This window comes from Nocardia sp. NPDC127606, from assembly GCF_042671725.1.
Taxonomy (GTDB): Bacteria; Actinomycetota; Actinomycetes; order Mycobacteriales; family Mycobacteriaceae; genus Nocardia.
Map to the genome: position 1 here is coordinate 306,603 of NZ_JBHXWQ010000008.1, position 16,426 is coordinate 323,028.

Below are 16,426 nucleotides of genomic sequence, written 5' to 3' on the forward strand. Positions count from 1 at the left end.
GGACTACCGGACCTCCTGCAGCGCCTTCGTCATCGCCGTCGCCACCGCCGCGTGCCCGGCCCAGCCCCAGTGGATGCCATCCGGGTTCGCCGATCCCGACTCGATGTCGTCGCGCACGGCCTCGCCGAGGTCGACGAGCGGCACCGAGGTGCGGCCCGACCACGCCTGCAATGCCTTGACCGCCCGCGCTCTGCCCCGGTGGACCCGCCCGTAGGCGTCGCACTTGTGTACCGACGGCAGCACCGCCACGACAGGCAGCTCCGGACGCAGATGGTTCAGCGCGGTCCGCGACTGCTCCAGGTAGTCCACGCTCACCTTCGGCGGAAGGGCAACCGGGCGACCGAGTTTCGACAGCTTCGGCTGCAACCAGTTGTAGGACGCCCGCACGCCACGGCGCAGACGCGGCGGACGGATGTAGCGAATCATCTCCCGCAGCGCGGTGGGCAGCGGGGACGGCAGCGTGTCCATGCCGCCGACGGCGAACACGACCGCCCCGGCGCGCGGCACCGTGGCCCACACCCGAGGATCACCGATCAGCGCCCAGTAGGCGTCGCGACAGGTCCAGCCGATCCGAGCGATCAGCTCGACATCCCAATCCAGTTCCGCGGCGACCATATTCGGCCAGATCCGTGGATCGTCGGCGGGCAGCCCGCCCTTCGGCCCGTAGTAGGCGAGCGAGTCGGCGATCACGAGCAGCACTGGGCGCGGTGCGGCCGACTCCACCGGCCGGGGTGACACGGCTTCCTCGACGAGCAGCGAACCGGCCGTCTTCGCAACGACCGATTCACCGTGCGAGACAGCAGGGTTCGTGGACGCCTCGACGGCGAGATCCGCGGCAGGGGCAGCCGAGGATGTCAGCAAGCTGTCCGCGGTATCGAGGTCCACGTCCGGGAGTGCGGCGGGAGGATCGACCTGCGCATCAGCAGAACCGGTGTCGACGGCGGCCGTCACCTCAGCCGAAGAAACTTCGGACGAGGTAGTGGCGTCGGACTGGACCGAATCAGTTGCTTCTGGCCGGAGCGGTTGCGGCGCAGCCAGATCCGACGATCCGGCGGCATCCACGATCGACTCGGCGACTGCCGGGTCATCGACGGACTGCTCCGTGGACTTTTCGCTGCCGGCAGCCGAGGCCGCATCCGCAGCAGCCGTGGCGATATCCGCAGCGGACTCGGCGGTATCGGTCTGTACAGCACCGGAATCCGCATCGCCGAGTTCGTCTGTCGAACCGTCATCTGCGACAACGTCCACCGATGCCGCGGCACCGGAAGTCTCGCCGTCTGCTTCCTGCACAGCGGAATCGGATGCGATGTCGACAGCGCCGTGTGCACCCTCGGCATCGTCACCGATCGAGGTCACCGCGCTGTCGCCGTCGACACTGCCGTCCGGGGATACCTCGGCGACAGAGGGCCCGGAATCCGCTGTCCCCGAGCCGGACTCGACGGCGTCTGCCGCCGAGTCGACCGGCTCGGGTTCCGCGACGACCGGTGGGGGCAGCGGGCCGAACAGGGCATCGGGCAGCGATCGTGCACTGCGCGCGGTGACCTGCTTGAAGAGTTCGTCCGGTACCGAACGGATCGGCTCCTCGCGCTCTGCGCGCGCGGGCCGAGCGGGTGGCGGGCCGAATAGCGCGTCCGGCAATTGCCGTCCGGCTTTGGCCGTCACCTGCTGGAACATCTCATCAGGTACTGATCGGTCGGGCTCTTCATTGGACATCGGGAGCTACCTTCGCCGCTGCGTTCCAAACATCGAGGCGCCAGCCGGGTCGATCGACGTCCGGGCCGTGACTGGAAAGCTGCACCCAGCTGGTATTGGCCAGCCCGCCGAGGGCGGGCCAGTTCTCCGGTGGCAGTTCCAGCAACGCGGCCGTCAGAGCAGCGATCAGCCCGCCGTGCGCAACCAGGATGATAGTCCGACCGGGCCAATCCTGCCGCTCGTTGTACAGTTCGCGCACCACAGGCAGGGACCGGGCACCGACCTCGAGCTTGCTCTCGCCGCCGGGCGGTGTGTAGGTGGCGTCGAGACGCCACTGCACGCGCGCACCGGGGTAATCGGCGTCGACTTCGAGGTGGGTCAGGCCTTCCCAGTCGCCCAGGTTGGTCTCGCGCAGCCGCGGATCGGTGATGACCGGCAGATCGCTGATGTCACCGAGTGCCTGGGCGGTTTCCTTGGCGCGACGCAGATCGGAGGCGTGGATCGCGATGGCGTTGCGTGAACCCAGTTCGCGCGCAGCCTCTTTGGCCTGCTGGCGACCGAGTTCGGTGAGATCGGTGTCGATCTGACCCTGCATCCGGTCGGCCGCGTTCCATTCGGTCTGCCCGTGCCGCAACAGGATCAGGTTGCGCACATGGGCGTACTTGCTCACTCGTCGATTCCCTCTACCTGCGCGTCGTCGTCCGCGGCCGGAGTCGGGAGTGCGGCGATGCCTTCGACGGGAACCGCCGGGCAGTCACGCCACAGGCGCTCGAGTGCGTAGAAGTTGCGCTCGTCGTTGTGCTGGACGTGCACGACGATATCGACGTAGTCGAGCAGCGCCCAGCGACCCTCACGGGTGCCTTCGCGACGGACCGGCTTGTGGCCGGCTTCGCGCAGCTTGTCCTCGATGTTGTCGACGATCGCGTTGACCTGGCGCTCGTTGGGCGCTGACGCGATGACGAAGCAGTCGGTGATCACCAGCTGCTCGGAGACGTCGAGGACGACGACATCGGTGGCGAGCTTGTCGTCGGCGGCGAGTGCGGCGACCGTGGCCATCTCGATCGCTTCGGTAGAGGCACTCATACGGTCTCCTCCTGCGTGGTCAGACCCTCGCTCATGTGGCTCAACGTCAGCTACCTTCCGTTCCTGCGGGCACATAGAGGTGCCGCTTCGATATGTACTGCACCACGCCATCGGGGACGAGGTACCAGACCGGCCGACCCTCCGCGGCGCGGCGGCGGCACTCGCTCGACGAGATGGCCAGCGCGGGGATCTCGACCATCGTCACGGCGTCGGCGGGAAGGTCCCGCAGATGCTCCTCGAGATGATCGGTGTTCAGTTCGTAACCCGGCCGGCTCACCCCGACGAACTTCGCCAGTTCGAACAGTTCGGTCCAATCCTGCCATGTCAGGATGTTGGCCAGCGCGTCCGCACCAGTGATGAAGTACAGCTCCGCGTCGGGATGCGCGTTTTGCATCTCGCGCAGGGTGTCCACCGTGTAGGTGACCTTGTTGCGTTCGATGTCGGCCCGGCTGACGGAGAACCTGGGATTGGACGCGGTGGCGATGACCGTCATCAGATAACGATCCTCGGCGGGGCTGACCTGCTTGTTGACCTTCTGCCACGGCTGGCCGGTCGGCACGAAGATCACCTCGTCGAGCTCGAACCGGTTCGCGACCTCGCTCGCCGCGACCAGGTGGCCGTGGTGGATCGGGTCGAAGGTGCCGCCCATGACGCCGAGCTTGCGGCGCGGCCGAGCTGATTCGTGCATGAGGTCTGAGCTTAATCCGGCCCATGGGATCGGGGCGGACCGGACTACTCCGCGCCATCGCGGCGCTCGCGAGGTCCCGACGCCTGCGCGCACATCTGGGCGAACTGGGCGCGGGTGCGTTTCAGCTCTTCGACGAGGTGCGCGGCCGGCTCGGCGGCTACCCGGCGATCCAGCTCGGTCAACAACACATCGATCGTCACCCACCACGGCCCGCGCACGCGCCCCCGCGGTCCGCGCAGTTGCAACCAGGCGGCGGCACGCAGGCAGCGGGCCCGCGGCACGATCTTGTCCTGTTCGCCCCACAGCCCTGCGGCGCGCAGGTAGCCGCCGAGCGCCTCGGACTCCTGCCCACAGCACTCGCGGGCGACCGCGGCCGACCAGACCAGATCGGCATGGCGGCGGCGCAACGCGGGCGTATCGGCGATCAGCCGCGCCGCCTCGGTGAACTGCCAGGCGGCCTGGCGGTAGCGACCGACGTGGTTCAGCGATTCGGCGAACTGGGCGCGCACCAGCGCGAGCTCGGCGGGTGGGTAGCCGACGGGGCCGGTGAGCAGTGGACGGTCGAAGGCGACCACCGCTTCGCCGTGCCGACCCGCACGATGCCAGGCACGACCCGCGACCAGCCACAGGTGGACCGAGTCCGCCCGCGAGATCGCCTGCCAGCACGCGGCGGCCGAGGCGGCGGCGCGGGCCACGTCGCGGTCACGGTCCGGCTGTGCGGCGACCGCGGTCACCAGCTGAGTACGCATCGCGGCGAGTTCACGCCCGGCCAGTTCGCCCGCGCCGACGACCAGGGCCCGACGCAGTTGCTCCTCCGCCGCCGCGGGAGCGTCCGCCAGTCGGGCGGCGGCGATACCGGCCAATCGCCGCGCGGCCCGCGCCCCTGAACCCGGACCGAGAGGGCGGGCATCCGCACCCGACGACCCTGCCGCGAGCGCCGTGGCCTGCCCTGCTCCGGCCGAACCCGCCTCGAGGCCACCGGCACGCGGAAGGTGAGGTTCTTCTCGGGGCGAATCGTTCTCGTTCGCGAACGCATCGTTCACCGGGCGGAGCTCGCCGACCGCGCGAGCGCACAACCCGGCAGCACCATCACTACATCCGATATCCGTCGATCGGATCGCTCGTCGTCGCGCGACGCCCCTGCCAGCATGGGCGTGATCTTGGTAGCTGTGCCATGTGAGGCGCTTAACGTCGGCTGAAGTGCTCAGGCGGTGGGGCGCTTCGACTTCGGAAGCTTGGCGACGACCGCGTCGTAGGAGGCGTCGATCAGTTCGCGTAGTTCGTCGTCGGGCACCGCGCCGCCGACGCGGATGCTGTTCCAGCCGTAGCGACCGATATAGGCCGACACGGTGACATCGTCGGGGTAGATGTTAACCAACTCGTCGGCTTCGGTACGGTCGCGGCCGCATTTGAGGCCGATCGACGTGCCCGCACCGAGGAACGCGAACACCTTGTCACCGACCTTGGCGACGGTGTCGCCCTCCCACGGCTCGTCTTCCCAGGCACCCGGTTTGGCCAGGCAATAGGCCAAGACGTCAACGCTCATCGTCAGCTCCTTCAGACGGGCAACAACCTGGAGACCACCTCGGTCAGCTGCCGAGCTGATCGGCATTCGTGCATCTCGATCACCGAACCGTAGTCGCGAGCCGCCGAATCCCCTGTCCCCCAGAGATTCTTGGGTTCGGGATTGAGCCAGTGCGCGTGCCGGGCGGTACCGACCAGTTCGCGCAGCGTGTCCAGTTGCGGGTTGCGATAGTTGGTGCGGCCGTCGCCGAGAACCAGCAGCGAGCTGCGGCTGGTGACGGCTTCACCGAAGTTCTCGGCGAAGCTGGTCAGCGCGTAGCCGTAGTCGGAGTGCCCGTCGGCGTCGATGATGCGCGACTCGGTGAAGATCCGGGTCATCACATCGTCGAGACCCGCATACGGCTCGAAAAAGCTCGTGACCTCGTCGGTGCGGTCGACGAACGCGAAGATCCGCACCCGTGAGAACTGCTCCCGCAGCGCGCTCACCAGCAACAGGGTGAAGTTGCTGAACCCGGCCACCGAGCCCGAGATATCGCACAGCAGCACCAGTTCCGGTCGACCGGGGCGCGGCTTGCGGTTCACCAGGTCGATCGGCACGCCACCGGTGGACATCGAGGCACGCAGGGTCTTGCGCAGATCGATTTCGCCGCGCCGAGCTCGTTTGCGCCGCACCGCCAGCCGGGAGGCCAGGATCCGGGCCAGCCGCTGGGTGCCGCGCCGCAGTTCGGTGAGCTCGCGTTCGGAGGCGCGCAGGAAGTCGGCGTCCTCGGCCTGGCGCGCGACACCGTAGGTCGCGACGCGTTCGCGACCGATCTGCTCTGCCACGCGGCGATTGGTCTCGGCTTCCACGCTGGCCCGGAACCCCGCGATGCGTTCCCGTGCGACGCGGCGGGCCACCTCGGTGTCGCGCTCGCTCGCGTCCGGCGGGAGAGCGAGACCCGCGAGCACCTTGGCCAGCAGAGACTGGGGCGCGAGATCTTTGAGGGCCTGGTACGCGGAGAACGACGGTCCGCGCGCGGACTGGTACTGCCCGAGCTGCTCGACCACCTGTCCGGCCAGCATCTGCAACTGCTCGCCACCGTCCTCGGCGGCGAGCATTTCGGCGAGCTGCTCGCGGAGAGCGGCCAGGTCGATCTGCCCGTCGGGGGTGCGTGGCAGGTCCGCGGCCTCGGCGGTGCGATCACCGACGGCAACGGGGAACCACAGATCGAACAGGCCGTCGAAGGTGGCGCGATGGGTGGGTCTGCGCAGCAGTGCACAGGCCAGCCCCTCGCGCACCGCTTCGCGGTCGAGCAGATCCAGCACGGTCAGTACCCGGCCCGCGTCGACAGTTTCCGAGGGTCCGACCGGCACGCCACGGGCGCGGAGCGCACCGACGAAACCGGCGACGTGGCCGCCGATTCCGTGGGGTGCTGGCGCGGTCACGATCAGGCCAGTTTCAGCTCGGCCAGCGCACGCTGGTGATCGCTGCGGTGCTTGAGCACCACACCGAGCGTGGCGCGCACGGTCGCGTCATCGAGGTCGGCGGCGCCGAGCGCGAGCAAGGTGTTGCCCCAGTCGATCGTTTCGGCGACCGAGGGCAGCTTCTTGAGTTGCATGCCGCGCAGCACGTGCACGACCCGCACCAGTTGTTCGGCCACGGTGCTCGGGAGTTCCGGCACGCGGCTGGCCAGGATGCGGCGCTCGAGGTCTTCGTCGGGGAAGTCCAGGTGCAGGTACAGGCAGCGGCGTTTGAGCGCCTCCGACAGTTCCCTGGTGGCGTTCGAGGTGAGCACCACGAACGGCTTGCGGGTGGCGGTGATGGTGCCCAGTTCGGGCACGGTGACCGCGAAATCGCTGAGCACTTCGAGCAGCAGACCCTCGATCTCGACATCGGCCTTGTCGGTCTCGTCGATCAGCAGCACTGTCGGCTCGGTGCGGCGAATGGCGGTGAGCAACGGGCGCGAGAGCAGGAACTCCTCGGTGAAGACGTCGGCTTTGGTTTCGGCCCAATCGTTTTCACTCGACGCCTGGATCCGCAGGATCTGCTTGGCGTGGTTCCACTCGTAGAGCGCGCGAGCCTCGTCGACGCCTTCGTAGCACTGCAGGCGGACCAGTTCGGCATCGGCGACCTGGGCTACCGCCCGCGAGAGTTCGGTCTTGCCGACACCGGCCGGGCCCTCGATGAGCAGCGGTTTGCCCAGCCGATCGGCAAGGAAGACCGAGGTGGCTGTTGCCTTGTCGGCCAGGTAGCCGGTGGTGGCGAGCCGGGAGATGACATCGTCTACCGACGTGAAGATCGGTTCCTGTACGAGAGTCACGATCACACCGGCCGAGTCTGGCCGTCGCCCCACACGATCCACTTCGTGGAGGTGAGTTCGGGCAGTGCCATCGGGCCGCGGGCGTGCAGCTTCTGGGTGGAGATGCCGATTTCGGCGCCGAAACCGAACTGCTCACCGTCGGTGAACGCGGTGGACGCGTTCACCATCACGGCGGCGGCGTCCACGCGGGCGGTGAACTCGCGAGCGGCGGCCAGATCGGCGGTGACGATGGCCTCGGTGTGGCCGGTCCCCCAGGTGTTGATGTGGTCGACGGCGGCATCGAGGTCGTCGACCACCTTCAGCGCGATATCGAGGGTGAGGTACTCCTCACCCCAGTCGGCATCGGTGGCCGGGACCTGACCGGGCAGGTCGCCGTGGATGGTGACGCCCGCGTCTTCGAGCGCCTTGCCGATGCGGGGCAGCGCGGTGTCGGCGACGGCGGCGTCGATGAGTACGGTCTCGGCGGCGTTGCAGACGCTGGGGCGGCGGGTCTTGGCATTGAGCACGATGGCCTCGGCCATGTCCAGGTCGGCAGCCGAGTGCACGTAGACGTGGCAGTTGCCGGTGCCGGTCTCGATGGTGGGCACCTGCGCGTCGCGGACGACGGCGTTGATCAGGCCCGCACCGCCGCGCGGGATCACCACGTCGACGAGGCCGCGGGCCTGGATCAGGTGGGTGACGCTGGAGCGGTCGTTGCTCGGCAGCAGCTGCACGGCGTCGGCCGGAACACCCTGGGCGACAAGGGCTTCACGCAACACCTCGACCAGTGCGGCGTTGGAGTTCGCCGCCGAGGACGACCCGCGCAGCAGCGCCGCGTTGCCCGATTTGAGAGCGAGGCCGAACGCGTCGACGGTGACATTGGGCCGCGCCTCGTAGACCATGCCGACCACGCCGAGCGGGACCCGGGTCTGACGGATCTCGAGGCCGTTGGGCAGCGTGGAACCGCGCACGATGACTCCTACCGGGTCGGGCAGGGTGGCGACCTGCCGCAGCCCCGAGGCGATGCCATCGATGCGGGCCTTGGTGAGCCGCAGCCGGTCGAGCAGATTCTCCTCGGTACCGGCGGCCTGCGCGGTCGCGATGTCCTCGGCGTTGGCCGCGAGCACGCGATCGGCTGCGGCGAGCAGGGCGTCGGCCGCCGCGTGCAGGGCGTCGTTCTTCTGCGCCGTGGTCAGCTGAGCCAGCACACGGGACGCGACGCGAGCCCTGCGGGCGGCGTCGTGCACCGCTGCGCGGATGTCCAGCTCGGGGGTCACTTCTACCGTCATGGACATCAGCCTACGCAGTCCGCCTCGCGCACTCGACGCCACCCAGGACCCGGAATAGCCCTCCGACCGGCACCGGGACCGAGTTGTCCACAGGTTCGGTGACGCCGTCGACAAAGTTGTCCACAAGGACCCCGTCGCCGCTAGATTCGGCGTCATGGATCGCACCGATTCGCCGACCGTCGTCGTGCTCGGCAGCGTCAATATGGACCTGGTGACAACGGTCCCGCGCCGGCCCGCACCGGGTGAGACGGTGCTCGGGAGCGACTTCGCGACGGTGCCCGGCGGTAAGGGGGCGAACCAGGCGATCGCGGCGGCGCGATCCGGTGCGCGGGTACGGTTTCTGGGCGCGATCGGCGACGACGCGTTCGGGTCGGAACTGGCTGCCACGCTGTCACGGGCCGATGTCGACATCTCCTTGCTACGCAGGGTCGATGGTGCCAGCGGGATCGCCTCGATCGTCGTCGACGAGACAGGCGAGAACAGCATCATCGTGGTGGCGGGGGCCAACGGGCGGGTGACCGATCTGACGGCAGCCGAACTCGCCGCGATCGCGCAAGCCGACATCCTGTTGTGCCAGTTGGAGATTCCGATCCACACGGTGCTCGCCGCAGCACAGCACGCCCGCGCGTCGGGCACCGTCGTCGCGCTCAATCCGTCCCCGTTTCAGCCGCTACCCGAGGAACTATGGGCGGCCGTCGACGTCGCGATCGTGAATTCCCTGGAGTCCGAGCAGTATTCGGGCAAGCTGACGCACGTCGCGCATCTCGTGCGCACGCTCGGTGGGGACGGCGCGGTTTATCGCGGAACCGACGGAAACGAGCGATCCGTCGGCGGTCGCACCGTCGAGGTTCTCGACACGACAGGCGCGGGCGACGCGTTCACCGGCGCGCTGGTCGCAACCTGGAATCGGGGCATTTCTACCGCGCTGAACTGGGCGAACACCGCCGGAGCTCTGACGACCACCCGGCTCGGCGCGAGCTCGGCGATCCCCGGACGCGACCGGATCGCGGCGGCCCTCACCGCCGACTGACCTGTCGGGCGCGCCGAAAATCAGGTGCGCCACCTCCATCCCATCCCTACCGTTGGTCCTTCATCAAGGAGAGGACCGACCATGTTTCCCGTCGAGCTGCGCGGTACGCGAGCGCAGACGCTCATGTGGGCCAACGAGCACGAGATCGAGCAGTCAGCGCTGCGCCAGCTTCGCAATATCGCGAACCTGGAATGGGTGCATGGACTGCGCGTGATGCCCGATGTGCACCTGGGCAAAGGGGCGACGGTCGGGTCCGTGATCGCGATGCGTGATGCGGTGGCGCCTGCCGCGGTCGGGGTGGATATCGGGTGCGGGATGGAGAGCGTGAAGACCGATCTCACCGCCGCCGACCTGCCGGGTGACCTGCGCGCGTTGCGCAGCCGGATCGAGAGCGCGGTACCGGTCGGCTTCCAGGCGCACAAGGACGCGGTGAACGTCACGAAGCTGGGTGCGGAGTTCGCGGGGTCGCATGGGCAGGCCGCGTTGCGGGCCAACAGCTGGGAGCGGTTCTGGCGTTCGTTCGGCGAGCTGCATCCCGGGGTCTCCCAGCTGGAGTCCAAGGCGCACAAGCAGATCGGATCGCTCGGGTCGGGCAATCACTTCATCGAGGTCTGCCTCGACCAGGACGACGCCGTCTGGATTCTGCTGCACTCCGGTTCGCGCAATATCGGCAAGGAACTCGCCGAGCGGCACATGGCGGTGGCCCGCGCGCTGCCGCACAACCAGTCGCTGCCGGATCGCGATCTGGCCGTCTTCGTCTCCGGGACAGCGGAAATGGACGCCTACCGGCGCGACCTCACCTGGGCGCAGGAATACGCCGCGCGTAATCGTGCGGTGATGCTGTCGCTGGTGTGCCGTGCGGTACGCGATGAATTCGCCGGGCGCGAGGTGCGTTTCGACGAGCCCATTTCCTGTCATCACAACTATGTGGCCGAGGAGATCATCGACGGTGAGCCGATGCTGGTGACCCGCAAGGGCGCGGTGCGGGCCGGATACGGTGAACTCGCGTTGATTCCGGGTTCGATGGGGACGCGGTCGTATGTGGTGCGGGGCAAGGGGAATCCGGCGTCGTTCCAGTCGGCCTCGCACGGTGCGGGTCGGCGATTGAGCCGGTCGGCGGCCAAGCGGCAGTTCACGGTCGCGGATCTGGTCGCACAGACCGAGGGTGTGGAATCACGCAAGGACGCGGGCGTGGTCGACGAGATCCCGGCCGCGTACAAGGACATCGATCAGGTGATCGCGGCGCAGGCCGATCTAGTCGATGTGGTGGCGACGCTGCGTCAGGTGCTCTGTGTGAAGGGCTGATGCATCGTCGGCTGTCTGTGTTGCCCATCGAACCTGTCGGAGGTGTACGGCACGATAGGCGCATGACCTCACCCGCAGGCAACGATGTGCTCGACCTGACGGCTCCTGACCTGCGCGAACGAGCCGAACAGCTGCTTCGTGAGCTCGCCGGAGCCGATGCGCGGTTGCGGGAGGATCAGTGGATCGCGATCGAAGCGCTGGTGGTGCAGCGCAGGCGGGCGCTGGTCGTGCAACGGACCGGGTGGGGCAAGTCGGCGGTGTATTTCATCGCGGCCAAGTTGCTGCGCGGAGCGGGGCGTGGGCCGACGGTGATCGTGTCGCCGCTGCTGGCGTTGATGCGCAACCAGGTGGCGGCCGCCGAGCGGGCCGGGGTGGTGGCGGCCACGATCAACTCGGGCAATGTCACCGAGTGGGACGAGATCCATCAGCGGGTGGCCGACGGTGCGGTCGACGTGCTGCTGGTGAGCCCGGAACGGTTGAACAACCCCGACTTTCGCGATCAGGTGCTGCCGCGTCTGGCTGCGGATGCCGGGCTCGTCGTCATCGACGAGGCGCACTGTGTGTCGGACTGGGGCCACGATTTCCGGCCCGATTACCGCCGCATCCGCACGTTGATCGCCGACCTCGGATCGGAGGTGCCGGTCCTGGCGACCACCGCGACCGCCAACGACCGGGTGGTCACCGACGTGGCCGGGCAGATCGGCACCGACACGCTGGTGTTGCGCGGCACGCTGGATCGCGAATCACTACACCTGTCGGTGGTGCGGTTCGACGACGCGGTGCAGCGCACGGCGTGGCTGGGTGAACAGCTGCATCGGATGCCGGGCTCGGGCATCATCTACTGCCTCACGGTCGCGGCGGCCAATGATCTGGCCGACCTGCTGAATTCACACGGCCACACCGTCGCCGCCTATACCGGCCAGACCGACCCGGCCGAACGCGAGGTGCTCGAGGCCGCGCTGCTGAACAACGAGGTCAAGGCGTTGATCGCGACGTCGGCGCTGGGCATGGGTTTCGACAAGCCGGATCTCGGATTCGTCGTGCACGTCGGTGCGCCGTCCTCGCCGATCGCCTACTACCAGCAGGTCGGCCGTGCGGGGCGCGGTACCGAACGCGCCGAGGTCGTCCTGTTGCCCGGCCCCGAGGACGCGCGGATCTGGAGCTACTTCGCCTCCGTGGCCTTCCCGCGTGAACACATCGTGCGCTCGGTGCTCGCCGCGCTGGACACCGATCGGGCGATGTCGACGGTGGCGCTCGAACCGCTCGTCGAGCTGAACCGGTCGCGTCTCGAGATGGTGCTGAAGGTGCTCGACGTCGACGGCGCCGTGCGCCGGGTGCGCGGCGGGTGGCTCTCGACCGGCCAGGACTGGACCTACGACACCGAGCGCTACGAGGGCCTGGCCGCGGCACGCGACGCCGAACAACAGGCGATGATCGATTATCAGTCGACGCCTTCGTGCCGGATGACCTTCCTGCGCCGCCAACTCGACGACCCCGGCCTGGACGGGCTCGCGACCGCGGATCTCGATTGCGGCCGCTGCGACAACTGCACCGGCACCCGTGCCGACACCACCGTCGACGACGCCGCGATCGCCGCCACCCGAGCCCGTCTCGACCGTCCGGGCCTCGACCTGGCCCCCCGCAAACAGTGGCCGAGCGGCATGGCGAAATTGGGCATCCCGTTGTCGGGCAAGATCTCCGGCGGTGCCGAGACCGGCCGTGTGCTCGGCCGACTCACCGACCTGGGCTGGGGCATGCGGCTGCGCGCCCTGCTCGACGCCCCCGACGCACCGGTCCCCGACGCGGTCTTCGACGCCTGCATCGCGGTACTGCGTGACTGGACCTGGGCCACCCGTCCCACCTCGGTGCTGGCTCTCGAATCCCCCCGCTACCCCCAGCTCACCACCAGCCTCGCCGAACGCCTGGCCCAGATCGGCCGCCTCGACAACCTCGGCACCCTCCACACCAGACCCGACCGGCCCCCGGTCTCCGCGGCGAACTCCGCTCACCGAGTGGCCGGGCTGTTCGACTCCTGGGAGGTCCCCGATCTGTCCGGGGTCGACGGACCGATCTTGCTCGTCGACACCCTCACCGACACCGGCTGGACAATGACCGTCGCCGCCCACGCCCTGCGCGCCAGTGGCGCCGACGCGGTCCTTCCCTTCGCGCTTGCCACCCCTACCTGACCCAGCCCCGGCACGCCGAAAACACAGCCCAACACGCCGCCCAGATTGTGTGCACCCATCACCACCAGTGCTTGAATGCGCCTATGACCAGGACCACATTTGCTCGAACCCTGATGGCCGTTGCCGCGGGCTGTGCGGCCGGATTCACCCTCTTGACCGTTCCCGCCCAGGCGTCGAACGAGAACCCGCTCGACTGCGCCGGCGTCCCCGGCGCCCAGGCTGCCGCCGACCGCGAGAGCGCGATCCGCGGCATCGCCATCACGCCGCTGTGCTTCAGCGGCGGGCTCTACAGCGGCGTCCACGCCGGCATCCCCCTGGCGGTGCTCAATCCGTTGACCATGCCGGGCACCGCGAGCGTGTGCGTGGCCGAACGCGAAACCGTCGAGGCGGCAGCGAGATTCGAATGGACAGACCGGGTCCACGTGATGCCGATGTGCATCCAGAATCGGGCGTTCGGCGTGTACGAGCTGTAGTTCGCCCAGCACGGAGCGGTCCGCACGGAGTCGATCCGTGCGGACTTTTTTTGCCTCTTGCTCTATACGTATACTTCTACTTATAGTGAGTCGGACGGAACGAGTACCGCTACCGCACAACTGAACACAGACCCACGACGACGGCCCGAAACACAGGGCACGCCGCTCGTACACCCATGCCCACATGCGCACTGCCTTATCGAATCGGAGCAATCGATGACCATCGAACCCGCGTACGACACTGCCGTAGACACCACCGAGCTGAACACCGACAACGACGGGTTCGCCCCGATCCTCGTCAAGGTCGGTCCCGGTGGCGGCCGCACCCAGCGCTTCACCGGCCGACAGGTCGGCCAGTCACGCCGGGTAACCCGCAAGGCCATCGAGACAATCCGCGTCTACCTCACCCGTAAGGGCAACTTCCTGGTGCACAAGCAGACCTCCGCGTGGTCGGACTACAACGAGCTCGGCGACTGGACCGTGGACTGGAAGAACTGGCGATCGATCCTCGGCAAGGGCGAGCAGAGCTGGGGCGACTACACCACCGAGGTGGTCGATTCGCTCGACGCGCTGCGCCCACTGGTCTCCCCGAAGGTCCACCTGATGATCGTCGACCGCGTCCAGCACCCGCGCAACCACGACCTCGATATCTGACCAGCCAGGCCGGAAAGGACCTACCACTATGTTCGCCAGACTGGGACGCGTCGTCGTCCACCATCCCTGGAAAGTGATCGGGCTGTGGGTGCTCGCGATCGTCGCCGTGTTGTCGACGGCGCCGACGCTCACCGCGACGACCGACCAATCCGAGTTCCTGCCTTCACATTACGAGTCGATCCAGGCGATGAAGTTGCAGGAGCAGGCATTTCCGCAGCATGCCGCGCCCGCCGCGCTCATCGTGATGGTCCGCGCGGACGGTACGGCGCTGACCGACGACGACTCGGCTGCGGTCAACGCGGCCGCGGCAGCGCTCACCGCACGCAACATCAAGGGGGTCACCGGCATTCAGGTGACACCACCGTCGGAGAATCGCCTGGTCCAGGTCGTCGCGGTGCAGATGACCAAGCTCACCGACGCCGCCGACAAGACGCAGGGCGAGGCGGTGAAGAGCCTGCGCGAACAGCTGAAGGAACAGGTGCGTGACACCGGGTTGAAGGCGGGCATCACCGGCACGGCGGCACAGACCCTCGATCAGACCGAGGAGGGCGAGAAGGGCATGGCGATCATCGGCATCGCCACCATCGTCCTGATCCTGCTGCTGCTGCTGATCATCTTCCGCAGCCCGGTCATCGCCCTGCTGCCGGTGATCACCATCGGCGCGATCTCGAGCACCGTCAGCGGCCTGATCGCCATGGCGGCCAAGGCATTCGACCTCGACATCGACACCTCGATCAGCGCCATCCTGCTGGTCGTGCTGTTCGGCGTCGGCACCGACTACATCCTGTTCCTGATGTTCCGCTACCGGGAACGGCTGCGAGCGGGCGACGATCCGAAGACCGCGATGATCAACGCCGTGGCCCGCGTCGGCGAGGCCATCACCTCGGCGGCGGCCGCCGTGATCATCGCGTTCATGGCGCTGACCCTGTCGAGCCTCGGCATGTTCCGGGCGATGGGCCCCGCGCTGGCGATCGCCGTCGCGGTGGCGCTGCTGGCCGGTCTCACGCTGGTACCCGCGATCGTCTCCCTGCTGGGCACCAAGGTGTTCTGGCCGTCGAAGGCGTGGCAGGTCGAGCCGAGGGGCGCGCGGTTCGGCGCGATCGGTGCGGCGATGGGCAGGCGGCCCGGCGTGTTCGCCGTCGCCTCCGGCGGTGTGCTGGTGGCGCTCGGGGTGTTCGCGGTCGGCTTCAACCCGACCTTCGATCTGAGCTCGGGTTCCACCTCCGACGCCTCCGAGTCGGTGGCCTTCACCACCGAGCTGCTCAAGGGAATGCCCGCGGGCGCCACCCAGCCCTCCGATGTGCTGCTGCACTCGCCCGGCGCAGCGCTGAGCGAGGACCAGCTCACGACCTACCGCACGGCGTTGACCCAGGTCGAGGGCGTCGGGCAGGTCGGGCAGGCGCAGCTGTCACCGGACCGCACGATCGCGAACTTCCAGGTGACGCTGGCCAACGCACCGGAATCCGATGCCGCGCTCGACACGGTGGCCGGTCCGCTGCGTGATGTCGCGCATCAGGCGGCGCCCGCGGGGGCCACGGCGGCGGTCGGCGGCATGACCGCGGTGTTCGTGGACTTCAAGGACGCGATGAACCACGACTACGCGATCGTTTTCCCGGTGGCCGCGATCCTGATCATGCTCGTGCTGGCGCTGCTGCTGCGCAGTCTCGTCGCACCCTGGTATCTGATGGCCTCGGTGTTCCTCGGCTTCGCCGCGACCCTGGGTGCCACGGTGCTGGTGTTCCAGCAGATCCAGGGTGAGAACGGCCTGATCTTCACGCTGCCGGTGATCATGTACCTGTTCGTCGTCGCGCTGGGCACCGACTACAACATCCTGATGGTCGCCCGGTTGCGAGAGGAAGCCCGCGAGGGGCACACGCCACGGGAAGCAGCGGCGCTGGCCGTGCGGCACACCGGGCCGACCGTCGCGGCGGCCGGACTCATCCTGGCGGGCACCTTCGCCTCGATGATGTTGGCGGGCAACAGCACCCTGTCGCAGATGGGCTTCGCCATCTCCGTGGGCATCGCGATCGCCGCGTTCGTGATGGCGCTGTTCTTCACTCCCGCGGTGACCGCGCTGCTCGGGCGGCGCGCGTGGTGGCCGGGCCACGGTGGTGACAGCGACGCGGACGCGAAGTCGCGCTGGGCGGAGCACTCCTACGCCGAGAGCTACTACACCCCGCCGGCGGAGCACAGCCGCTGGTAACGGCCACACCGACGCAGGCT

Annotated in this window: 15 protein-coding genes; 6 read left to right on the top strand and 9 right to left on the bottom strand. The window is 68.2% G+C overall.

Translation table 11 applies throughout. The annotated features are described in order from the left end of the window. Positions 1–3: 3 nt before the first annotated feature. The 9 genes from octT to ACFVJ5_RS29535 form a co-directional block, all read right to left on the bottom strand. On the bottom strand, positions 4–1,713 hold the full coding sequence (gene octT / locus ACFVJ5_RS29495) for a diglucosylglycerate octanoyltransferase (RefSeq protein ID WP_379225048.1): 1,710 nt from the start codon (positions 1,711–1,713) through the stop codon (positions 4–6). Further along, a complete protein-coding gene (locus tag ACFVJ5_RS29500; RefSeq protein ID WP_358071894.1) occupies positions 1,703–2,362 on the bottom strand; it encodes a histidine phosphatase family protein in 660 nt (219 codons plus the stop codon). Before ACFVJ5_RS29500 ends, octT begins: the two co-directional genes overlap by 11 nt. Then, entirely contained in the window at positions 2,359–2,775 is a 417-nt protein-coding gene (rsfS, locus tag ACFVJ5_RS29505) for a ribosome silencing factor (RefSeq protein WP_067456144.1), read from the bottom strand. Before rsfS ends, ACFVJ5_RS29500 begins: the two co-directional genes overlap by 4 nt. Before the next feature lie 46 nt (positions 2,776–2,821). Then, complete coding sequence (gene nadD, locus ACFVJ5_RS29510; RefSeq protein WP_379225051.1) at positions 2,822–3,463, bottom strand: nicotinate-nucleotide adenylyltransferase; 642 nt, start codon at positions 3,461–3,463, stop codon at positions 2,822–2,824. 44 nt (positions 3,464–3,507) lie between these two features. Continuing rightward, on the bottom strand, positions 3,508–4,506 hold the full coding sequence (locus ACFVJ5_RS29515) for a hypothetical protein (protein WP_379225052.1): 999 nt from the start codon (positions 4,504–4,506) through the stop codon (positions 3,508–3,510). 161 nt (positions 4,507–4,667) lie between these two features. Further along, complete coding sequence (locus ACFVJ5_RS29520) at positions 4,668–5,009, bottom strand: MmcQ/YjbR family DNA-binding protein (RefSeq protein WP_379225054.1); 342 nt, start codon at positions 5,007–5,009, stop codon at positions 4,668–4,670. A gap of 11 nt (positions 5,010–5,020) precedes the next feature. Continuing rightward, entirely contained in the window at positions 5,021–6,412 is a 1,392-nt protein-coding gene (locus ACFVJ5_RS29525) for a VWA domain-containing protein (RefSeq protein WP_379225056.1), read from the bottom strand. 2 nt (positions 6,413–6,414) lie between these two features. Further along, positions 6,415–7,293: a MoxR family ATPase gene (locus ACFVJ5_RS29530; RefSeq protein ID WP_358071885.1), complete on the bottom strand. Its 879-nt coding sequence runs from the start codon at positions 7,291–7,293 to the stop codon at positions 6,415–6,417. Next, positions 7,290–8,555 (bottom strand): glutamate-5-semialdehyde dehydrogenase, encoded by a 1,266-nt coding sequence (locus tag ACFVJ5_RS29535; protein WP_379225058.1) that lies wholly within the window; start codon positions 8,553–8,555, stop codon positions 7,290–7,292. Before ACFVJ5_RS29535 ends, ACFVJ5_RS29530 begins: the two co-directional genes overlap by 4 nt. A gap of 154 nt (positions 8,556–8,709) precedes the next feature. On the opposite strand from ACFVJ5_RS29535, the gene ACFVJ5_RS29540 reads away from it, so the two are divergent. The 6 genes from ACFVJ5_RS29540 to ACFVJ5_RS29565 all read left to right on the top strand — a co-directional run bounded on the left by ACFVJ5_RS29540 (position 8,710) and on the right by ACFVJ5_RS29565 (position 16,406). Beyond that, positions 8,710–9,585, top strand: coding sequence for a ribokinase (locus tag ACFVJ5_RS29540; protein WP_379225060.1), 876 nt, complete (start codon positions 8,710–8,712; stop codon positions 9,583–9,585). Positions 9,586–9,666: 81 nt separating this feature from the next. Then, positions 9,667–10,890 (top strand): RtcB family protein, encoded by a 1,224-nt coding sequence (locus tag ACFVJ5_RS29545; protein WP_379225062.1) that lies wholly within the window; start codon positions 9,667–9,669, stop codon positions 10,888–10,890. Positions 10,891–10,952: 62 nt separating this feature from the next. Next, positions 10,953–13,076 (top strand): RecQ family ATP-dependent DNA helicase, encoded by a 2,124-nt coding sequence (locus ACFVJ5_RS29550; protein ID WP_379225063.1) that lies wholly within the window; start codon positions 10,953–10,955, stop codon positions 13,074–13,076. Positions 13,077–13,159: 83 nt separating this feature from the next. Next, the gene (locus ACFVJ5_RS29555) at positions 13,160–13,549 is read left to right on the top strand and encodes a hypothetical protein (RefSeq protein WP_378637387.1); all 390 of its coding nucleotides are present in this window, start codon (positions 13,160–13,162) and stop codon (positions 13,547–13,549) included. A 216-nt stretch (positions 13,550–13,765) separates the two neighbouring features. Beyond that, a complete protein-coding gene (locus tag ACFVJ5_RS29560; RefSeq protein WP_379225065.1) occupies positions 13,766–14,203 on the top strand; it encodes an EXLDI protein in 438 nt (145 codons plus the stop codon). Positions 14,204–14,231: 28 nt separating this feature from the next. Next, positions 14,232–16,406, top strand: a complete 2,175-nt coding sequence (locus ACFVJ5_RS29565) for an MMPL family transporter (protein WP_379225067.1) — start codon at positions 14,232–14,234, stop codon at positions 16,404–16,406. The last annotated feature ends 20 nt before the right edge of the window (positions 16,407–16,426 follow it).

Excerpts from the sequence above, each read along its gene's own strand:
- nadD (WP_379225051.1), bottom strand. The coding sequence starts at position 3,463 with ATGCACGAATCAGCTCGGCCGCGCCGCAAGCTCGGCGTCATGGGCGGC.
- ACFVJ5_RS29520 (WP_379225054.1), bottom strand. The coding sequence starts at position 5,009 with ATGAGCGTTGACGTCTTGGCCTATTGCCTGGCCAAACCGGGTGCCTGG.
- ACFVJ5_RS29535 (WP_379225058.1), bottom strand. The coding sequence starts at position 8,555 with ATGACGGTAGAAGTGACCCCCGAGCTGGACATCCGCGCAGCGGTGCAC.
- ACFVJ5_RS29560 (WP_379225065.1), top strand. The coding sequence starts at position 13,766 with ATGACCATCGAACCCGCGTACGACACTGCCGTAGACACCACCGAGCTG.
- ACFVJ5_RS29565 (WP_379225067.1), top strand. The coding sequence starts at position 14,232 with ATGTTCGCCAGACTGGGACGCGTCGTCGTCCACCATCCCTGGAAAGTG.
- ACFVJ5_RS29540 (WP_379225060.1), top strand. The coding sequence starts at position 8,710 with ATGGATCGCACCGATTCGCCGACCGTCGTCGTGCTCGGCAGCGTCAAT.
- ACFVJ5_RS29545 (WP_379225062.1), top strand. The coding sequence starts at position 9,667 with ATGTTTCCCGTCGAGCTGCGCGGTACGCGAGCGCAGACGCTCATGTGG.
- octT (WP_379225048.1), bottom strand. The coding sequence starts at position 1,713 with ATGTCCAATGAAGAGCCCGACCGATCAGTACCTGATGAGATGTTCCAG.
- ACFVJ5_RS29555 (WP_378637387.1), top strand. The coding sequence starts at position 13,160 with ATGACCAGGACCACATTTGCTCGAACCCTGATGGCCGTTGCCGCGGGC.
- ACFVJ5_RS29550 (WP_379225063.1), top strand. The coding sequence starts at position 10,953 with ATGACCTCACCCGCAGGCAACGATGTGCTCGACCTGACGGCTCCTGAC.
- rsfS (WP_067456144.1), bottom strand. The coding sequence starts at position 2,775 with ATGAGTGCCTCTACCGAAGCGATCGAGATGGCCACGGTCGCCGCACTC.